Source organism: Microbacterium sp. HMWF026 (genome assembly GCF_003061325.1).
Lineage (GTDB): Bacteria > Actinomycetota > Actinomycetes > Actinomycetales > Microbacteriaceae > Microbacterium > Microbacterium testaceum_E.
The window spans coordinates 1-18084 of record NZ_QAJB01000007.1 but is presented as its reverse complement, the minus strand read 5'-3'; the positions used below and the strand labels follow the sequence as shown (position 1 = coordinate 18084).

The window sequence follows — 18084 nt, the reverse complement described above, 5'->3', positions numbered from 1 at the left end:
ACCCCGCGCTGCTCGCACGCGCGCTCGACGCCCCACCCGCTCCCGCCGTGGCCGAGCCCGCGCGGCGGGGCACGGCATCCGCCCGCGTGACGCCGGCGCGCTACGCCGAGCTGATCGCAGCGTGCCGGGACGCGATCCGCGAGGGCGACGCGTACCAGCTGTGCCTCACCACGCGCTTCACCGTCCCGGGTGCCGTCGATGCGCTCGAGGTGTTCCGGCGCCTGCGCCGCACCTCGAGCTCGCACCACGCCGGGTTCATCCGCACGGGGGAGCGCGCGCTGGCCAGCGCCTCGCCCGAGCGCTTCCTCGAGGTGCGCGACGGGCGCGTGCACACCCACCCGATCAAGGGCACGCGGCCACGGTCCGAGGATCCCACCGTCGACGCCGCCCTCGCCGAAGACCTGCGGACGGATGCCAAGGAGCGCGCCGAGAACGTCATGATCGTCGACCTGATGCGCAACGACCTGTCGCGCGTGTGCGCGCCGTCGAGCGTGGGCGTCGACCGGCTGCTCGAGGTCGAGTCGTACCCGCACGTGCACCAGCTCGTCAGCGAGGTGTCGGGACGACTCGTGGCCGGGACGACCATCGGCGAGCTGCTGGCGGCGACGTTTCCGGCCGGCAGCATGACCGGCGCCCCGAAGGAGTCGGCGATGGACATCCTCGCCGGGCTCGAACGGGCGCCCCGCGGGCTCTACTCGGGCGCGTTCGGGTGGATCGGCGACGACGGCGCCGCGGATCTGGCGATGGTGATCCGCAGCGTCGTCATCGAGCCGGATGCCGCCTGGGTCGGCGCCGGCGGCGGCATCACGTGGCGGTCGGTCGCGGCATCCGAGGTCGCCGAAGTCGGCATCAAGGCGCGGGCGCCGCTCGCCGCCCTCGGCGCCGAGGTACCGCCCGGGTGGTGACGGCGGCGTCCGATAGCCTGGGAGAAGGCCCCCGCGGCCTTCCCGACTTCACGATTGGCTTCATCCGTGTCTGAGAACACCACGACAGACCCCCGCGAGGGGGGCTTCGACACCCACGCCATCCAGGCGAAGTGGCAGCAGAAGTGGGCCGAGAAAGACCCGTTCCGCGCCGGCGGCGACGACGACACCCGCCCCCGCAAGTACGTGCTCGCGATGTTCCCGTACCCCTCGGGCGACCTGCACATGGGTCACGCCGAGAACTACCTCTACTCCGACATCGTGGCCCGGTTCTGGCGCCACCGCGGCTACAACGTCCTCAACCCCATCGGGTGGGACTCGTTCGGCCTGCCCGCCGAGAACGCCGCCATCAAGCGCGGCGCCGACCCCGTCGAGTGGACCTACGCGAACATCGCGCAGCAGAAGGACAGCCTCAAGGACTACGGCGTCTCGTTCGACTGGAGCCGCGTGCTGCACACGAGCGACCCCGAGTACTACCACTGGAACCAGTGGCTGTTCCAGAAGCTGTACGAGAAGGGCCTGGCCTACCGCAAGGACGCCCTGGTCAACTGGGACCCGGTGGACCAGACCGTGCTCGCCAACGAGCAGGTGCTGGCCGACGGCACCTCGGAGCGCAGCGGCGCCGTCGTCGTCAAGAAGAAGCTGACGCAGTGGTTCCTGCGCATCACCGACTACGCCGACCGTCTGCTCGACGACCTGAACCAGCTCGAGGGCTTCTGGCCGTCCAAGGTCATCCAGATGCAGCGCAACTGGATCGGCCGTTCCGTCGGCGCCGACATCGAGTTCGAGATCGAGGGCCGCGCCGACAAGATCACCGTCTTCTCGACGCGCCCCGACACGCTGCACGGCGCGACGTTCTTCGTCGTGGCCCCCGAGTCCGAACTGGCCGGCGAGCTGGCGGCATCCGCCGATCCCGAGGTGCGCGAGAAGTTCGACGCCTACCTCGCGCAGGTGCAGCGCGCGACCGACATCGAGCGCCAGTCGACCGACCGCCCCAAGACGGGCGTGTTCCTGGGCCACCACGCGATCAACCCGATCAACGGTGAGAAGCTGCCGATCTGGGCCGCCGACTACGTGCTGGCCGACTACGGTCACGGTGCGGTCATGGCCGTGCCGGCGCACGACCAGCGCGACCTCGACTTCGCCCGCGCCTTCGACCTGCCGGTCAAGGTCGTCGTCGACACGAACGCCCCCATCACCGGGGCGATCCCGGTGATCGAACTGGATGCCGACGGCGTGCCGATCGATCCGCTGGGCGACATCGACGACCTCGACCCCGTCAAGACGGGCATCGCGCTGACCGGCGACGGCCGCATGATGAACTCGGGCTCGCTGAACGGCCTGAGCAAGCGCCACGCGATCGCCCGCATGATCGAGGAGCTCGAGGCGAAGGGGGTCGGCCGCGCGGCCAAGACGTACCGCCTGCGCGACTGGCTGATCTCGCGTCAGCGGTACTGGGGCACGCCCATCCCCATGCTGCACGGCGAGGACGGCTCGATCACGCCGGTTCCCGCCGACCAGCTGCCCGTGCGTCTGCCCTCGGTCGAGGGTCTCGACCTCAAGCCCAAGGGCACCTCGCCCCTGGGCGCGGCGACGGAGTGGGTCCAGGTCACCGACCCCGAGACCGGTCAAACGCTGCGCCGCGACCCCGACACGATGGACACCTTCGTCGACAGCTCGTGGTACTGGCTGCGCTTCCTCTCGCCGAACAGCGAGACCGAGGCGTTCCCGGCGCGCGAGGCGTCCAAGTGGGGTCCCGTCGACTTCTACATCGGCGGCGTCGAGCACGCGATCCTGCACCTGCTGTACGCGCGCTTCATCACCAAGGCGCTGTTCGACATGGGTCTGGTGGAGTTCACCGAACCGTTCTCGAGCCTTATCAACCAGGGCATGGTGATCCTCGACGGCGCGAAGATGTCGAAGAGCAAGGGCAACGTCGTGCTTTTCCAAGAGGAGCTGAACGCCCACGGCGCCGACGCCCTGCGCGTCGCACTGGCTTTCGCCGGCCCCGTCGAGGACGACAAGGACTGGAACGACGTCTCGACCACGGGCGCGGCGAAGTTCCTGGCCCGCGCCCTGCGCATCGCGCACGACGTCGACAGCGAGACCGACGTGGTCTGGGCCGAGGGCGACGCGTCGCTGCGCCGCGTGACGCACCGTCTGCTGGCCGAGGCGCCGAACCTCGTCGAGCAGACCAAGTTCAACGTCGTCGTCGCGCGCCTGATGGAGCTGGTCAACGCCACCCGCAAGGCCATCGACGGCAAGGCCGGGGCGAGCGACCCCGCCGTGCGCGAGGCGGCAGAGGTCATCGCGATGACCCTCGACCTGTTCGCCCCGCACACCGCCGAAGAGATGTGGCAGACGCTGGGCTACGACGGCTTCGTGGGTCTGGTGACCTGGCGTCAGGCCGATCCCACGCTGCTGGTCGAAGACAGCGTCACCGCGGTCGTGCAGATCGACGGCAAGGTGCGCGGCACGCTCGAGGTGTCGGCCAAGATCGGCGCCGACGAGCTCGAGGCCCTGGCCCGCGGCGACGAGAAGGTGCGCCGTGCGCTCGGCGACCGCGAGATCGTGCGCGCGGTCGTCCGGCCCCCGAAGGTGGTCAGCTTCTCGACGAAGTAGTTCTTCGTTCCGGATGCCACGTCCTCGCGCTCCTCGGAGCGTCGGGGGCGTGGCATCCGTCGTTCACGGCGCGCACGGGCAGCGCGTGGCTGACTCCGTGTCGTCGATGGGAACGTGGGCGAACGCAGTCAGCTCAGGTCTGGAGATCGCGTCGACCCTCATGCAAGGCGTGTACGAATTGGTCCGCGACGCCATTTCACAGGTGGTGGGAACAGCGATCAGCGCCGCCATCACCACGGCTGCGACAGCGGGCTTCGGCGCACCTGTCGCGGTAGGGCAGATCGTCACGAAGGTCGCCTCGCTGGCGACCAAAGTCGGTCGATTCCTTGAGCACCTGCTGACGTCACTGCGGCGCGCGGTTCCCCTCATCGACAAACTCTCCGGGGCGGCGAGCAAGGTGGCCGGCCACATCGGCGATTGGCTGCGGGGGTTCCGTCCCGGCGCAGCGCCGGTGAAGGTGGATCCCGCCCCCGTGGTCCACCCACCAGCGTCCTTCGGGGTGGCTCCGCGCTTGCAGCATCGAAAGACATTCCTCGAAGCGCACCCCGAGATCGCGCCTGGCGATGTGACGGTGCATCATGCCGTTGAGCAGCAAGTCCTTCACAACTACCCGGGCCTCGTTACCCCTAGCCAGATGCACTCCATCGAGAATCTGAGGGGGAATCCCGAGCGAAATAAATTCGAGCCTCCACCTCAAGACCATTCGCAAAGAATGGGACGCATTCTATGAAGTCAACCCGAATCCTTCGGTCCAGGATCTGCTCGATCACGCGACATACATCGACGACAAATTCGGGCACCTCTTCATCCCGCCAATTCGATGAGTAAATAGGCTGAGAACCATGACGTACACGCGAGTCCAGCTGGAGGTCCCCTTCAGCTACGGCGACAATGTGGTAATCGATCAGGACCCTTCTCACCTGCGTCATGGGCGGAAGCCGTACATCACCATCGACCTGAATGTGCTCGAGCTTCCGGTGCCCGATCTGAGCACTGTCTACGGCGCCTACCTCGCTACGCCTGAGCTCGCTGCTCAGTTGCGACAGTTGTCAGGGCTCAGGGAACGTCAGTTCACCCTCGGGCTCGACCCCCAGGCCGAAGAGCTGGGGCGATTTGAGGGTAGAGAAATCCCCGAACTCGTCTGCTTCGAAGTGATCGGCGATTTTCCTCGCGACGACCTCGCGCTGCGCGAGAAGGTTCCCGGGCTGCTTGTTTCCGAGCGAGCGTGGGATGTCATCAAGCGCTTCAACATCGGTGACGCCGACGTCGAAGCCTACGAGCCAAATTCGTAGACGCCCCGTGGTTCCCGCCTGATAAGGACTCCGCATGTCCACGCCTGCTTGCACCACACCTTCATGAGCAGGCGCGCGTGGTGAATGTCGGGCAAGGGCTCGCAGCGATTCAGAAGGGGCAGCAGCTTGCAGGTCACTTCCCCACCGACGACATGCTGGATCGCGCTCGGCGAGTCCTCAGCGGCGAGCTCAGCCCAGACGAGGCTGAGGCCGAGATGAATGATGCGCTCTCGCGCATTGTCGCCCGCGAGAACGGTGCCACGCGCAACCGCTGACTTCTCGACGAGGTAGTTCTTCGTTCCGGATGCCACGTCCTCGCGCTCCTCGGAGCGTCGGGGGCGTGGCATCCGTCGTTCACGGCGCGCACGGCGGCGTGAGCGCTCCGTCGCCCGCGCGAGTGTAAGTCCGCCCGTCCGCCGTGCGAGTGAGCAGGCCGGCGTCGATCAGATAGCGGCGCATCGCGGCGACGTCGTCGGTGACGGCCGTGACGCGGTCGTTGACCGTGCGCTCGTCGAGGCGGTCGTCGGGGGCCGCCACCTGATCGGCGATGCGCAGCAGTACGGCGCGGCGGTCGGCCTCGCGGGCGGGATAGACAGCCAGGCGTCCGCCCTCGAAGAACCGGTCCGTTCCCGTCGGACGCGCAGGCGCCGGCGCCGCGTCGAGGGCGCGTGCGAACACGTCCGGATCCGCCGACAGGACGTCGCCATCCCGGCGCACCAGGCCGGAGGCGGTCAGCGCCGTGATCACTCGCCTGGCCGCGCCGGGGCTGAGTGATGACAGCTCGGTGTCGGCCGGCTCGCCGAGCACGAGACGGGCGTAGACGGCGCGACAGCGGTCGTCGGCGAGGGTCGAGACGAGGGCGCGCCAGGCGTTCGCGTTCATCCCGTCAGGCTAGGCGTCGTTCCTCCCCACGGGGAGCGCGCCGCGATCGATCCCCGGATCGGGGTCGCGCGTCCGCGCCGGTCGTGCCGGGCTCCTTAGCGTGTCGGCGTGACCATCGAACCCGGCCCCGACCGCGCGGACGCCACCGCCGCCGAGACGGTGGTCGTGGCACCCGACCCACGGCGCCGACTCAGCGTCGGCGCTGTGATCGTGCTCGTTCTCGTCGCGTTCGCTGTGACCGTCGCGATCGGGATGTTCCGGGGCGCGACGGGGGCCGAGACGATATCGGCGGGGCCCTCGGCATCCGGCCTCGCCAGCGCCCCCGTCGAGGCGGGACTCTACGTGCACGTCGCCGGGGCGGTGCGGCGCGCTGGGCTGTACCGCCTCGAGGTGGGGGACAGGGTGGCGGATGCCATCGCCCTGGCCGGGGGCTTCGCCGACGACGCCGCGCGCGACGGCGTCAATCTCGCCCGACCGGTGGCCGACGGCGAGCAGATCGTCGTGCCCGTGGTCGGGGCGGCGCCCTCGGGCGCGCCGGTGGCGGGGGCGGCCGCACCCGCGGACGGGCTGATCGATCTGAATACGGCCACGAGGGAGCAGCTCGACACGCTGCCCCGAGTGGGACCGGCGATGGCCGACCGCATCATCGCCTGGAGGGACGAGAACGGCCGATTCACCAGCGTGGACGACCTGCTGTCGGTTCCGGGGATCGGAGACAAGATGCTCGCCGGCCTTCGCGACCTGGTGCGCGTGTGAGCGAGAGGCGGGCGCTGCGCCGGCGCACCCTGCGTTCCGTCGTCGTGGCGGTGACGACGTGGGCCGCGGCGGGAGCGGCCGTCGCCGTGCCCGATCCGCGCCCCCTCGCCCTCGCGCTCGTCGTGGCGACGCTCGCCTCGTTCTCCGTGCTCCTGTGGCGACGCGGCGCCACCATCGTCGTCGTCACGGTGGCCCTCGCGTTCGGTGCCGCTGCTGCGTGGGGTGCGGCGTCGACGGCGCCCACGCGCGCCCTCGTCGACGAGGTGCGGCTGGATGGCGGGCGTCAGCTGACCGTCTCCGTCACGGTGACGGGACGCGTCGACGTCCGTCCCGACGGCAGTGCGTGGTTCGATGCGATCGCCGAGAACGTAACGGCGGGTCCACTCCGCGTCGACGGAACCATCCCCGCGCGCGTGGCCGTCGCGGCGGACGCCCGCGACGCCCTGCACGCGGTCGGGCTCGGCAGCACCGTCACCATCACCGGCCGCGCATCACCCAGTGACCCGACGGAGCGCGCGGTTCTGCTCGTTCGCGCCGAGACGGTGGATGCCACGACCCCACCGCCCGGCGTCTGGGGCGCGCTCGAGGACGTACGCCGCGGGCTGGTGCATTCCGCCGTGGGGCTGCCGCAACCTGGCGCGGGCTTGGTGCCGGGCCTGGCGGTGGGGGACACGAGCATGCTCGACGGCGCGACCGAGACGGCCATGAACGCCTCGTCGCTATCGCATCTGACCGCCGTCTCGGGAGCGAACTGCGCGATCGTCGTCGGCGCCGCCTTCTCGGTGCTCGCGCTGTGCGGTGCCCCGCGGGCCGTGCGCATCGGTGGCGCGACCGTCGTCCTCGCCGCCTTCGTGGCCCTCGTCACGCCCGAGCCCAGCGTCATCCGCGCGGCGGCCATGGCCCTGGTCGCCCTCCTCGCGCTGGCTCTGGGACGACCGGCCGTCGGCGTGGCCGTACTGTCCCTTGCGGTGACGGTGCTGCTGGTGATCGATCCCTGGCTGTCGTTGTCGATCGGATTCGCCCTCTCGGCGGCCGCCACCGGCGCCCTCCTCGTGCTCGCCCGACCCCTCGCCGCGGGATTGTCACGATGGATGCCGCGCGCCCTGGGCCTGGCGATCGCCGTTCCCTTGTCGGCGCAGCTGGTGTGCGGACCGCTGATCGTGCTCATCGACCCCCATGTGCCGCTGCTGGGCGTGGCGGCCAACATGCTCGCCGATCCCGCCGCGGCGCCCGCGACCATCGCCGGAGCCCTCGCGTGCATCGCGCCCTTCCCGTGGCTGCGCGACGGGCTCACCGCCCTGGCGTGGGTGCCCGCCACCTGGATCGCCGCGGTCGCCCACGTCACAGCCGGTATCGCGGGGCAGAACCTGCCCTGGCCCGACGGCGCGATCGGAGCCGCTCTTCTCTCGGCCGTGAGCGCGGCCGTGGCGGTGGCCATCATCGCGCCGGCGCGGTGGCGACGGACGACGGTGGCAGCGGGCCTCGTCGTCGGCCTGGTCACGGGTCTCATCGCCGGTCAGACGGCCGTGCGCACGGTCGCGGGCCCCCTCACCGTGCCCGCGGATTGGCAGGTGGCGATGTGCGACGTGGGCCAGGGCGACGCGACGCTCTGGCGATCGCAGGGCGCGATCGCGCTCGTCGACACCGGGCCCGAACCCGAGGCTCTCCGCGCCTGCCTGACGCGCTTCGGCGTCGAGCGCTTGGACCTCGTCGTGCTGACGCACTTCGACCTGGACCACGTCGGCGGATCGGCGGCCGTCGTCGGTCGGGCGGACACCGTGCTGCACGGTCCGATCGCGGAGGTCGCGGACCAACGACTGCTCGACGATCTCGCGGACGGCGGAGCACGCCTCGTCACGGCGGAGGTCGGAATGACGGGAACCATCGGCGCGACACGCTGGCAGGCGCTCGGTCCGCTCCCGCGCGCTGAACCGGGTAACGACGCCAGCGTCGCTCTCGACGTCGCCGGTGCCGGTTTTCCGCGGACAGTGCTTCTGGGCGACCTCGGACGAGAGCCTCAGGCACAGCTGCAGCGCCTGATCGATGTGCCGCGCGTGCAGGTCGTGAAGGTGTCGCACCACGGCAGCGCCGACCAGGATCCCGAGCTGTATCGGCGGCTCCACCCCGCCGTCGGGCTCATCGGCGTCGGAGCCGACAACCGCTACGGGCACCCGACCGCCTCGATCCTCGCCACGCTGACATCCCTCGGCACCGCGGTCGGACGCACGGACCGAGAGGGCGCCCTTGCCGTCTGGGTCGGGGATGACGGCGACATCCGCTTCTGGCGGGAGCGGTCACCGGCACCCGACGAGGTCCCGGCATCCCCTCCTCCCTCCGCCACGGCGCGGCGTCGATCGCTGCGGTGTCGGCACCCTGGGGGGACTGACTTCGGCACCTTCATCGCAGCCGCCGCGAGTGCGAGGGCGCCGCTTCCGTCCGTGTGGTCGCCCACCGCAAGTCGGCTCACCCGTGATGCTCCTGAACGCGTCCAGGACAGGGAAGACGATCATGCCTCTCACACGGACGTACCGCGGGAGGGTGATTACCGGGGTGGACTTCGCGCCTCCACTGAGCGTACGCGCCGCCCCCGAGCACAGGACCCGAGCGAATCCGGCAGGTTCGCGCTGCACACCCGCCGAAGCCTTATACATATGCTCTGAAACCTGCATCGAGATCGATGCAGGGGCTGCAGGCTGACCCAACTGATCGGAGAGTCATGTGCGACCTCGAGTCGATTGCACTGAGCGCCGGGGATTACGCGCAAGCCGTCGGGACCCTCACTCACACCCAGAGCGGATATCTCCTCGCCGCACATATGGAGGGTCGGCATCACGGACCGAATCGCGAACTGGGTGGCGATACCGCGCTCGTCATCGGCTTGGACGAACCACCCTTGGGAGAAGTCGTCACGGTGCGCGGCCTCTGGAACGGTTCTCAGATCGTGGACGCCGAGCTGTTCGATGCGCACGTCGGGGTCAAACCACCGCCGCTCCTAGACCCCGGGACGTTCAGGGACATGGAGGGTGTCGCCGAACGGGGTGACATCCTGCGCGCCGAAGTCCTTGACGCGTGCGACGAGCTGCGGGGCACATCGCTCCTCTCTTTCGTCGCCGTTCCCGGTCCGCGCGGATGGTACGGCCTCGCGTGCGGAACCGATCCACAGGAGGCGCTCGCACGACTCAGTCCGCTTCTTGGCCCGTACCTCGTCGTCACCGACAGCGAGTGGACGCTCGCTGAGCTAGAGGAGGCGGAGCGACTGATATCGGAAAGCGAGGACGTTCGCGGCCTCGGCGTCTTCTGGGACGACCGTGGGCGCTACCGCGCACACTGCGTGCTGCACCACCTGGAGCCCGAGCTGGCGTCGACCTTGAGAACTCTCCCCGAGGGAATCGTCCACGTCGAGACCTGGCTCACGCGAGCGACGCCGGCGGGCGTGTCGGCATCCAGCACGGGAGTTTCGCCAGCCTCGTCTCCAGCGAACCCCTCGTCCGTGTAGACGAGAAAACGGTTCCTCTTCCCGCAGCAAGCGATCGCTTCGCCAATCTGGACGGTCGCCGCGGTGTCGGCACCCCTCGGTAGGCTGGGGGAGTGACCCCGGCCCCTCGACGCGCAGCCCCTGCGAAGGCGAAATCGGCGATCCCGCAGGTGTCGTGGCGAGCCCCGCAGCCGGCTCCCATCGTGCTCGTCTCCGGTCCCGAAGAAGTGTGCGCAGAACGGGCGATCGCCGGCATCCGGTCCCTGCTCAAGAGCGAAGACCCCAGCCTCGAGGTCACCGACATCCGCGCCGACGACTACGCGGCCGGCACCCTGCTCGCCGTGACCTCCCCCTCGTTGTTCGGCGAACCCCGCCTGGTGCGCGTGAGCGGCGTCGAGAAGTGCAGCGACACCTTCCTCACCGAGGCCGTCTCGTACCTCTCGCAGACGCAAGAGGGAGCGACCGTCGTGCTGCGCCACACCGGCGCGAGCGTCCGCGGCAAGAAGCTGCTCGACGGCATCCGCGCAGGCCAGGGGAGCGGCATCGAGATCGCATGCCCCGCCGTCAAGCGCGACTCCGACCGCTTCGACTTCGCCGTCGGCGAGTTCAAGGCCGCGAACAAACGCATCGCCCCCGTCGCCCTGCGCTCGCTCGTCTCGGCCTTCGCCGACGACCTCACCGAACTCGCCGCCGCCTGTCAGCAGCTCATCGCCGACGTTCCCGGCGACATCGACGAACGCATCGTCGAGCGCTACTACGGCGGCCGCGTCGAGACCTCGGCCTTCACCGTCGCCGACACCGCCATCGCCGGGCAGTACGGCCCCGCGCTGCTCGCCCTGCGGCACGCCCTGGCATCCGGAGCCGACCCCGTCCCCCTCGTCGCCGCCGTCGCGATGAAGCTGCGCACCATGGCCCGCGTCGCCGGCTCGCGCGAGTCGTCGTCGATGCTCGCGTCACGCCTGGGCATGAAGGACTGGCAGGTCGACCGCGCCCGGCGCGACCTCGTCGGCTGGACCGGCAACACCCTCGGCATGGCCATCCACGCCACCGCCCGCGCCGACGCCGAGGTCAAAGGAGCATCGAGGGATGCCGTCTTCGCCCTCGAACGCATGATCACTGTGATCGCCACCCGCGCGCCCTACGGCGACTGAACCCCTCGAGCCGGGCCGCCGTCGACGTGCGGGGCGGCGTCGACGGGTACCGCGGGGTCGGATCACGTCCCCGCGGTACCCGTCCTCAGCGCGCGAGACCGAGCCGCGCGTCGAGGATGTCGAGAAGCCGGCGCCGGAACGGCACCGACGACCACCCGTGGTCGGCCCCGTCCACGACCGTCAGGGTCGCGCCCGACAGCAGCTCGGCGTAGCGGGCGCCGTACGCGACGGGCACGATCGCATCGGCGGTGCCGTGCACGACGTCGGCCGGTCCGGCGTACGCCGAGACGGGTCCGTAGACGTCGAGGCCCGCGGTCACCTCGTCGATGAACGCCATGCCCAGCGGCATCCCCCCGAAATCGAACCAGCCCTGCGCGCGAGCGGCGGCGAGCGGCTGGCCCTGGATGGCGTCGTGCACCGTGATGTCGTCGACGACCACACCCGCCGGCGACCACAGCGTGAGCGACCGCACGAGCTCGGGCACCCGGGCGGCGGCGAGAGCCGACTCGACCGCGCCCAGGCTGTGGGCGACGACGTGGACCCCCTCGCCGCCGGCGATGTCGCGGATCATCCGCACCACCTGATCCACCTCGTCGCCGATGGTGATCTCGTCGAAGCCGCCGTCGCTCAGGCCTTGCCCGAGCCGGCTGTAACTGCGCACCACCGCGCCGCGCTCCGCGAGGTGTCGCGCGGTCTGCACGAAGAGCTGGTGCCCGCCGGTGGCGTCGGTGCTGAAGCCGTGCACGAGCAGCACGCGCGGAGCGTCGGCCGAGGCGCCCTCGGGGGCCTCCCACTGCCAGCCACGCAGGGTGCGACCGTCGTGATCGAGGGTCAGGGGCGAGACGCGCGGGTCGCGGGACATCAGTTGCTCCTCTCGGACCACCCGGCGGGCAGATCGGCGGGGGCCGTGTCGATGACGGTCTCGTCGTCTTCACCGACGAACTCGAGCAGCGTGATGTACGCGAATTCGGGGACCACGTAGATCGGGTAGGTCGGTCCCTCGTCACGGAAGCGGCGCATCTCGTCGAGGTGGTCGTTCTGGAACAGCACCGTCTTCTGTCCGTCGAGCTCGACCCAGTGAGGGAAGAAGATCGTGCCGTGCAGCACGCGGGCCTCGGGCAGCACGTTCACGACGACGCTGGTGCCGGTCGGCTCGTTCCACGACAACTTGTAGACGCCCGACGCCAGCGCGACGAGATCGACCGTCTGACCCTTGACCCAGCGGCCGCCGACGTGACCGGAATGGATGCGGTAGTCGATCGTCGTCGCGTTCTTGACGTACATCTCGTACTGCCACCCATTCGCGTAGGTGTAGATGAAACGGTGTCCGACGATGCCCGTCAGATCCTGGGCCGGCTCGGGATGTGCAACAGAAGTGGTGATGTCCATGCGATGAGTTTGTGACAAAACTAGTTCTGTGTCAAACATATCCAGCGCCTAGACTTCGACGATGGTCGATGACATCGCGCACACGGCAGGATCCTTGGCGCACCAGCTCGGCCCCCTGCGGCGGGCGGTGCTGAGGGCGTCCCGGTCCGCGGCCGACCTGCCCGACATCCCCGACGCGCAGATCGAGCTCATGCGCGCGCTGGCGGCGGCGGACAACACCCCCTCCGACCTCGCCGACTCCCTGGGCCTCGCCCGGTCGACGGTCAGCAATCTGATCTCGCAGCTCGAGAGGGAGCATCTCGTCGAGCGGCACCTCGTCGCGGGGGACGGCCGGCGCACCCGCGTCGCCCTGACACCGCTCGCGCGGGCGCGCCTGCGCACGTTCGACGAGTCCGCGACCCGCGTTCTCGCCGAGGCCCTGCGCGGACTCGACCCCGGCGACGTCGCGGCGATCACGGCGGCACTGCCCGCCCTCGATCGTCTGCAGCACCGGTTCGTCGGCGGCTGAGCCGACGCCGGGCGCGAAAAGCGAAGGCCCGCCCCGTGCAACACGGGACGGGCCTGGAGAATCGCGGCTCAGAGAGCGTTGACCTGCTTCGCGATGGCCGACTTGCGGTTCGCGGCCTGGTTCTGGTGGATGACACCCTTGCTGACGGCCTTGTCGAGCTTCTTGCCGGCGAGGACGAGCGCCTTCTCGGCGGCCTCCTTGTCACCGGCCAGGACGGCCTCGCGGGTGCGACGCACGTGCGTCTTCAGCTCGCTCTTGACGGCCTTGTTGCGCTCGTGCGCCTTCTCGTTGGTCTTGTTGCGCTTGATCTGCGACTTGATGTTCGCCACGTCGACGGTCTTTCGTTTGAGTGAGTGTTGGAAGTGCCGGGCGAGCGGTAGAGGGGCGCTGCACCGGCGGTCGTGGAGGTCGGGAAAAACCCCACACGCAAGCCAATGGCCGAGTCTAACAGGTCGACGCCTCCACGGTGGTGAGCGCCACCTCCAGCAGCGCGTCGAACACGCGGGGACGCATCGCCGTCACCAGGTGCGTCGTGCGCGGGACGACGATCAACTCCGCGTGCGGGGCGACGGTCGTGAACAGTCTTTCATTCGCGCGCAGCTGGTCCCACTGCCCGTTCACGAACCACATCGGGATGCGGATCCGGCGCAGGGCGGCGAGCACATCGAGCGTGGAGAGAGAGGCGAGGGCGGTGTCCTGCGCGTCGAAGGCGTAGCCCCCGGCCCCGAAGTCGTCGCGCGTCTCGGGCGGGAGCGTGCGGTCCAGCACGCGGTTGGTCAGCCCGAGTCCCCGGTCGGGCAGGCTGTCGAAACGCCGCGCCAGGAAGCGGTAAGCGGCCAGCCCCACGCCGCGGGGGAGCGAGGTGCAGGATGCCGCCACGAACGCCGCGACCGGCGGAGCCTCCTCGCGGCCGACGTACTCGATCGACAGCAGACCGCCCATCGAGTGCCCCACCAGCAGCACGGGGCCGCGCGCCGCGGCGTCCCGGACCGCGCGGTCGATCGTGGCGAACGCCTCGTCGAGGGTGAACTCCTCACCCCGGCGGGTGCCGTGCCCGGGCAGGTCGACGGCGGTGACGGGGGTGCCGCGCCGACCGAGGTACGCGACCTGAGCCCGCCACATCGACGCCGACGTGCGGATGCCGTGCACGAGCACGACCTGGACCGTCATGGCATCCACTGTAAAAGGGTCCCGATGCCACCGGCCCGGACATCGGGGACGGCGATGTCGGCGCACCACCGTAGAATCGACGGAACATGTCACCGCGCGCCCTGAAGCCCCTCGAGCCGTCCGCCACCCCGCCGGCGCAGATCCGCAACTTCTGCATCATCGCCCACATCGACCACGGCAAGTCGACGTTGGCCGACCGCATGCTGCAGATCACCGGCGTGGTCAGCGACCGCGACATGCGGGCGCAGTATCTCGACCGCATGGACATCGAGCGCGAGCGCGGCATCACGATCAAGTCGCAGGCGGTGCGGATGCCGTGGGCCACCGCCGACGGCACGTTCGCCCTGAACATGATCGACACGCCCGGTCACGTCGACTTCACCTACGAGGTCAGCCGCTCGCTCGCCGCGTGCGAGGGAGCGATCCTGCTCGTCGACGCCGCCCAGGGCATCGAAGCCCAGACGCTGGCCAACCTGTACCTCGCGCTCGAGAACGATCTGACGATCATCCCGGTGCTGAACAAGATCGACCTGCCCGCGGCCGACCCCGACAAGTACGCCGCCGAGCTCGCCGGCCTCATCGGCGGCGACCCCGCCGATGTGCTGCGCGTGAGCGGCAAGACGGGCATGGGCGTCGAAGAGCTGCTCGACCTCATCGTCGAGAAGATCCCCGCCCCCGTGGGCACGGCCGACGCCCCGGCTCGCGCGATGATCTTCGACTCGGTGTACGACGCCTACCGCGGCGTCGTCACCTACGTCCGCATGATCGACGGCGCGCTCCAGCCGCGCGAACGCCTGCAGATGATGTCGACGGGCGCGACGCACGAGGCTCTCGAGATCGGCGTCTCGAGCCCCGAGCCGGTCCCCACGAAGGGCCTCGGCGTGGGCGAGGTGGGCTACCTCATCACCGGCGTGAAGGACGTCCGCCAGTCCAAGGTCGGCGACACGATCACCACGCACCGCAAGCCCGCGACCGACGCGCTGCCCGGCTACACCGACCCCAAACCGATGGTCTTCTCGGGCATCTACCCGATCGACGGCAGCGACTACGCCGAACTGCGCGAAGCCCTCGACAAGCTCAAGCTGTCCGACGCCTCGCTGCAGTACGAGCCCGAGACCTCGGTCGCGCTGGGCTTCGGATTCCGGTGCGGCTTCCTCGGCCTGCTGCACCTCGAGATCATCACCGAGCGCCTGTCGCGCGAATTCGGTCTCGACCTCATCACCACGGCGCCGTCGGTGACGTACGAGGTCACCACCGACACCGGCGACACCGTGTCGGTCACCAACCCGAGCGAATACCCGGACGGGCGCGTCGCCTCGGTGTCGGAGCCGATCGTCAAGGTCGGCATCCTTCTTCCCAAGGACTATGTGGGCACCGTCATGGAGCTCTGCCAGTCGCGCCGCGGCACCCTGCTCGGCATGGAGTACCTCAGCGAGGACCGCGTCGAGCTGCGCTACCACATGCCCCTCGGCGAGATCGTGTTCGACTTCTTCGACCACCTCAAGAGCCGCACGCAGGGCTACGCGAGCCTCGACTACGAACCGGCCGGCCAGCAGACCGCCGACCTGGTCAAGGTCGACATCCTGCTGCAGGGCGACAAGGTCGACGCGTTCAGCTCGATCGTGCACCGCGAGAAGGCCTACGCCTACGGCACCCTCATGGCCGAGCGTCTGCGCAAGCTCATCCCGCGCCAGCAGTTCGAGGTGCCGATCCAGGCCGCGATCGGCGCGCGCATCATCGCCCGCGAGACCATCCGCGCGATCCGCAAGGACGTCCTCGCCAAGTGCTACGGCGGTGACATCACCCGTAAGCGCAAGCTGCTCGAGAAGCAGAAAGAGGGCAAGAAGCGCATGAAGATGGTCGGCCGCGTCGAGGTCCCGCAGGAGGCGTTCATCGCCGCCCTGTCCGGTGACGTCGAGGCGAAAAAGTAGCCGTCGCGCTCACCTCCTTCCCATCCGCCACCCCGAGACTGGAGATCATGCGTCGGCAGAACTTCACGGACGACACGGTCGATTACGCGGCGGTCGGAGCCACTCAAGCCCACGACCTCATGCAGTACCCGCCCGAGAACTCGGTGCCCGCCGAAGACGCGTGGCGCATCGGCAGCGGTGAGGAGCGCTTCACCGCGGCCACCGAGCTGCTGCTGTCGTGGGCGCCCCTGCGCGTCGGCGAGTTGAGCATCAGCGACGTCAAGCCGGCCTCGAACGCGGGCTACTCGGGCGTCGGCTTCGACGCCGAGGGCGCGCCCGTCGCCCCCAGCAGCCTCGAGGCCGAGCAGCGTTTCGCCGCCGACGGCACCCCGTTCGTCAGCCCCGGCACCGGCGTGCGCCTGCACGGCAAGGTCGACGGCCACCGCGCCGACGCCGAGCTGCGCGTCATCTCGGTCTTCGAGGAGCCCCGCCGCGTCGGCTTCATCCTCGGCACCGTCGGTCACTCGATCGTCAGCGGCGAAGAGCTGTTCGCGATCGAGTGGCGCGAGAACGACGAGGTGTGGTTCGTCGTCCGCGCCTTCGACCGCCCCACGGCCCCGACCTACCGGTTGTTCACCGGTCGGGTGCGCCGTCGCCGCAAGGCCCTGTTCGCGCGCTACCTGCGTGCGATCTCGCCGCTGTACTCCTCCTGATGGGCGGACCCCTGCCGCTCGGCGACCCCGCACCCGTCGACGGTCGCCTACCCGACGATCTGCCGATCGACGCGTCCACCGACTTCGGCGTCTACCTGCACGTGCCGTTCTGCCGCGTGCGCTGCGGGTACTGCGACTTCAACACCTACACCGCGAGCGAGCTGCGCGGCGCGCGACAGGACGACTTCGCCGACACCCTCACCGCCGAGGTGCGTCTGGCCGCCGGCGTGATGGATGCCGCGTCGGCGCGGCGGGCGGCATCCACCGTGTTCTTCGGCGGGGGAACGCCGACGCTGCTTCCGGCCGGCGACCTCGCCCGCATGCTGGATGCCGTGCGCGACACCTTCGGGATCGCCGAGGGCGCCGAGGTCACCGTCGAGGCCAACCCCGACACGGTCGACGATCGCGTCGTCGAGACGCTCGCCGCGGCGGGCGTGACGCGACTGTCGATCGGCATGCAGTCGGCCCGACCGCACGTGCTCGCCGCGCTCGACCGCACGCACGATCCCAGGAACGTCGCCACCGCCGTGGCCGCGGCCCGCGGGGCGGGCCTGGACGTCTCGGTCGACCTCATCTACGGAGCGCCGGGGGAGTCGCTCGAGGACTGGCGCGTCTCGCTCGAGACGGCCACGGCCCTCGAGCCCGACCACATCTCGGCGTACGCGCTGATCGTCGAGGACGGGACCAAGCTGGCGCGCCAGATCCGCTCCGGCGCGGTCGAGATGCCAGACGACGACCTGCAGGCGGACATGTACGAACTGGCCGACGACCTGCTGGCCGCCGCCGGGTACGACTGGTACGAGGTGTCGAACTTCTCGCGCGGCGTCGAGCACCGCTCGCGCCACAACCTGGCGTACTGGCGCGGGACGGACTGGTGGGGCTTCGGGCCCGGCGCGCACAGCCACGTCGCGGGTCTGCGCTGGTGGAACGTCAAGCACCCCGCCGCCTACGCGCAGCGCCTGGCGGCGTCGGAGTCGCCCGCCGCGGCGCGCGAACGCCCCGACGAGACCGCACGGCGGCTCGAGTCGGTGCTGCTGCGCAGCCGCATCCGCGAAGGCCTGGCCGTGTCCGAGATCCTGGGCGAGGGGCGCAAGGCCGTGGCATCCCTCATCGCCGACGGTCTGATCGAGGGGACGGATGCCGTGCGCGGCCGCATCGTCCTCACCCGACGCGGACGCCTGCTCGCGGACGCCGTCGTGCGGGCACTGACGGCCTGACCTGTCGCACCTGGCCCGAGTGGGCGCTCCGAGCGCGGGTGGGCGGCGGGGAGCGCCCACTCGGGCCAGGTGCGAC

At 70.0% G+C, this 18084-nt stretch carries 18 protein-coding genes; 12 read left to right on the top strand and 6 right to left on the bottom strand.

Going from position 1 to position 18084, the window contains the following annotated elements; genetic code table 11:
- The 4 genes from DBR36_RS00230 to DBR36_RS00215 form a co-directional block, all read left to right on the top strand.
- Positions 1 to 905 (top strand): anthranilate synthase component I family protein (locus DBR36_RS00230; RefSeq protein WP_108317039.1); only part of this gene is annotated, 905 nt, incomplete at its 5' end.
- A gap of 66 nt (positions 906 to 971) precedes the next feature.
- Positions 972 to 3545, top strand: a complete 2574-nt coding sequence (leuS, locus tag DBR36_RS00225; protein ID WP_258222480.1) for a leucine--tRNA ligase — start codon at positions 972 to 974, stop codon at positions 3543 to 3545.
- A gap of 49 nt (positions 3546 to 3594) precedes the next feature.
- Positions 3595 to 4275 carry a hypothetical protein gene (locus tag DBR36_RS17120; RefSeq protein WP_146185131.1) on the top strand — a complete coding sequence of 227 codons (681 nt, stop codon included), beginning with the start codon at positions 3595 to 3597 and terminating at the stop codon, positions 4273 to 4275.
- A 112-nt stretch (positions 4276 to 4387) separates the two neighbouring features.
- The gene (locus tag DBR36_RS00215) at positions 4388 to 4837 is read left to right on the top strand and encodes a hypothetical protein (protein WP_108317036.1); all 450 of its coding nucleotides are present in this window, start codon (positions 4388 to 4390) and stop codon (positions 4835 to 4837) included.
- Here the strand turns inward: DBR36_RS00215 and DBR36_RS17445 are convergent.
- Both DBR36_RS17445 and DBR36_RS00205 read right to left on the bottom strand, forming a co-directional pair.
- Positions 4819 to 5148 carry a hypothetical protein gene (locus tag DBR36_RS17445; RefSeq protein ID WP_181373418.1) on the bottom strand — a complete coding sequence of 110 codons (330 nt, stop codon included), beginning with the start codon at positions 5146 to 5148 and terminating at the stop codon, positions 4819 to 4821. The two genes, DBR36_RS00215 and DBR36_RS17445, sit on opposite strands and share 19 nt — an antisense overlap.
- 43 nt (positions 5149 to 5191) lie before the next feature.
- Positions 5192 to 5719 carry a DUF2087 domain-containing protein gene (locus DBR36_RS00205; RefSeq protein ID WP_108317034.1) on the bottom strand — a complete coding sequence of 176 codons (528 nt, stop codon included), beginning with the start codon at positions 5717 to 5719 and terminating at the stop codon, positions 5192 to 5194.
- Between the two features lie 108 nt (positions 5720 to 5827).
- Here DBR36_RS00205 and DBR36_RS17115 point away from each other — a divergent pair, with 108 nt between their 5' ends.
- From DBR36_RS17115 to holA, 4 genes are all read left to right on the top strand, one after another.
- A complete protein-coding gene (locus DBR36_RS17115; protein ID WP_258222479.1) occupies positions 5828 to 6475 on the top strand; it encodes a ComEA family DNA-binding protein in 648 nt (215 codons plus the stop codon).
- Positions 6472 to 9135, top strand: coding sequence for a ComEC/Rec2 family competence protein (locus DBR36_RS00200; protein ID WP_258222478.1), 2664 nt, complete (start codon positions 6472 to 6474; stop codon positions 9133 to 9135). The genes DBR36_RS17115 and DBR36_RS00200 overlap by 4 nt, the downstream gene beginning before the upstream one ends.
- Before the next feature lie 56 nt (positions 9136 to 9191).
- Positions 9192 to 9971 carry a hypothetical protein gene (locus DBR36_RS00195; protein WP_146185130.1) on the top strand — a complete coding sequence of 260 codons (780 nt, stop codon included), beginning with the start codon at positions 9192 to 9194 and terminating at the stop codon, positions 9969 to 9971.
- 92 nt (positions 9972 to 10063) lie between these two features.
- Entirely contained in the window at positions 10064 to 11101 is a 1038-nt protein-coding gene (holA, locus tag DBR36_RS00190) for a DNA polymerase III subunit delta (protein ID WP_108317031.1), read from the top strand.
- Positions 11102 to 11186: 85 nt separating this feature from the next.
- Here the strand turns inward: holA and DBR36_RS00185 are convergent, their stop codons facing one another.
- Positions 11187 to 11963, bottom strand: coding sequence for an alpha/beta fold hydrolase (locus DBR36_RS00185; RefSeq protein WP_108317030.1), 777 nt, complete (start codon positions 11961 to 11963; stop codon positions 11187 to 11189).
- Positions 11963 to 12490, bottom strand: coding sequence for a phenolic acid decarboxylase (locus tag DBR36_RS00180; RefSeq protein ID WP_108317029.1), 528 nt, complete (start codon positions 12488 to 12490; stop codon positions 11963 to 11965). The genes DBR36_RS00185 and DBR36_RS00180 overlap by 1 nt, the downstream gene beginning before the upstream one ends.
- Positions 12491 to 12551: 61 nt before the next feature.
- Between DBR36_RS00180 and DBR36_RS00175 the strand changes: the two genes are divergently transcribed.
- Positions 12552 to 12998, top strand: a complete 447-nt coding sequence (locus tag DBR36_RS00175) for a MarR family winged helix-turn-helix transcriptional regulator (protein WP_108317028.1) — start codon at positions 12552 to 12554, stop codon at positions 12996 to 12998.
- 68 nt (positions 12999 to 13066) lie between these two features.
- Here DBR36_RS00175 and rpsT read toward each other — a convergent pair whose 3' ends face one another.
- Together rpsT and DBR36_RS00165 are read right to left on the bottom strand one after the other, a co-directional pair.
- Entirely contained in the window at positions 13067 to 13327 is a 261-nt protein-coding gene (rpsT, locus tag DBR36_RS00170) for a 30S ribosomal protein S20 (RefSeq protein ID WP_076675791.1), read from the bottom strand.
- 115 nt (positions 13328 to 13442) lie between these two features.
- Entirely contained in the window at positions 13443 to 14168 is a 726-nt protein-coding gene (locus DBR36_RS00165; RefSeq protein ID WP_108317027.1) for an alpha/beta fold hydrolase, read from the bottom strand.
- 86 nt (positions 14169 to 14254) lie between these two features.
- On the opposite strand from DBR36_RS00165, the gene lepA reads away from it, so the two are divergent.
- Genes lepA through hemW form a run of 3 tightly spaced genes read left to right on the top strand, consistent with a single transcriptional unit; the run spans position 14255 to position 18008 of the window.
- Positions 14255 to 16099, top strand: coding sequence for a translation elongation factor 4 (gene lepA / locus DBR36_RS00160; protein ID WP_108317026.1), 1845 nt, complete (start codon positions 14255 to 14257; stop codon positions 16097 to 16099).
- 47 nt (positions 16100 to 16146) lie between these two features.
- Positions 16147 to 16791, top strand: a complete 645-nt coding sequence (locus DBR36_RS00155; RefSeq protein ID WP_108317025.1) for a DUF1990 family protein — start codon at positions 16147 to 16149, stop codon at positions 16789 to 16791.
- Positions 16791 to 18008, top strand: a complete 1218-nt coding sequence (gene hemW / locus DBR36_RS00150) for a radical SAM family heme chaperone HemW (protein WP_108317024.1) — start codon at positions 16791 to 16793, stop codon at positions 18006 to 18008. Before DBR36_RS00155 ends, hemW begins: the two co-directional genes overlap by 1 nt.
- Positions 18009 to 18084: the final 76 nt, after the last annotated feature.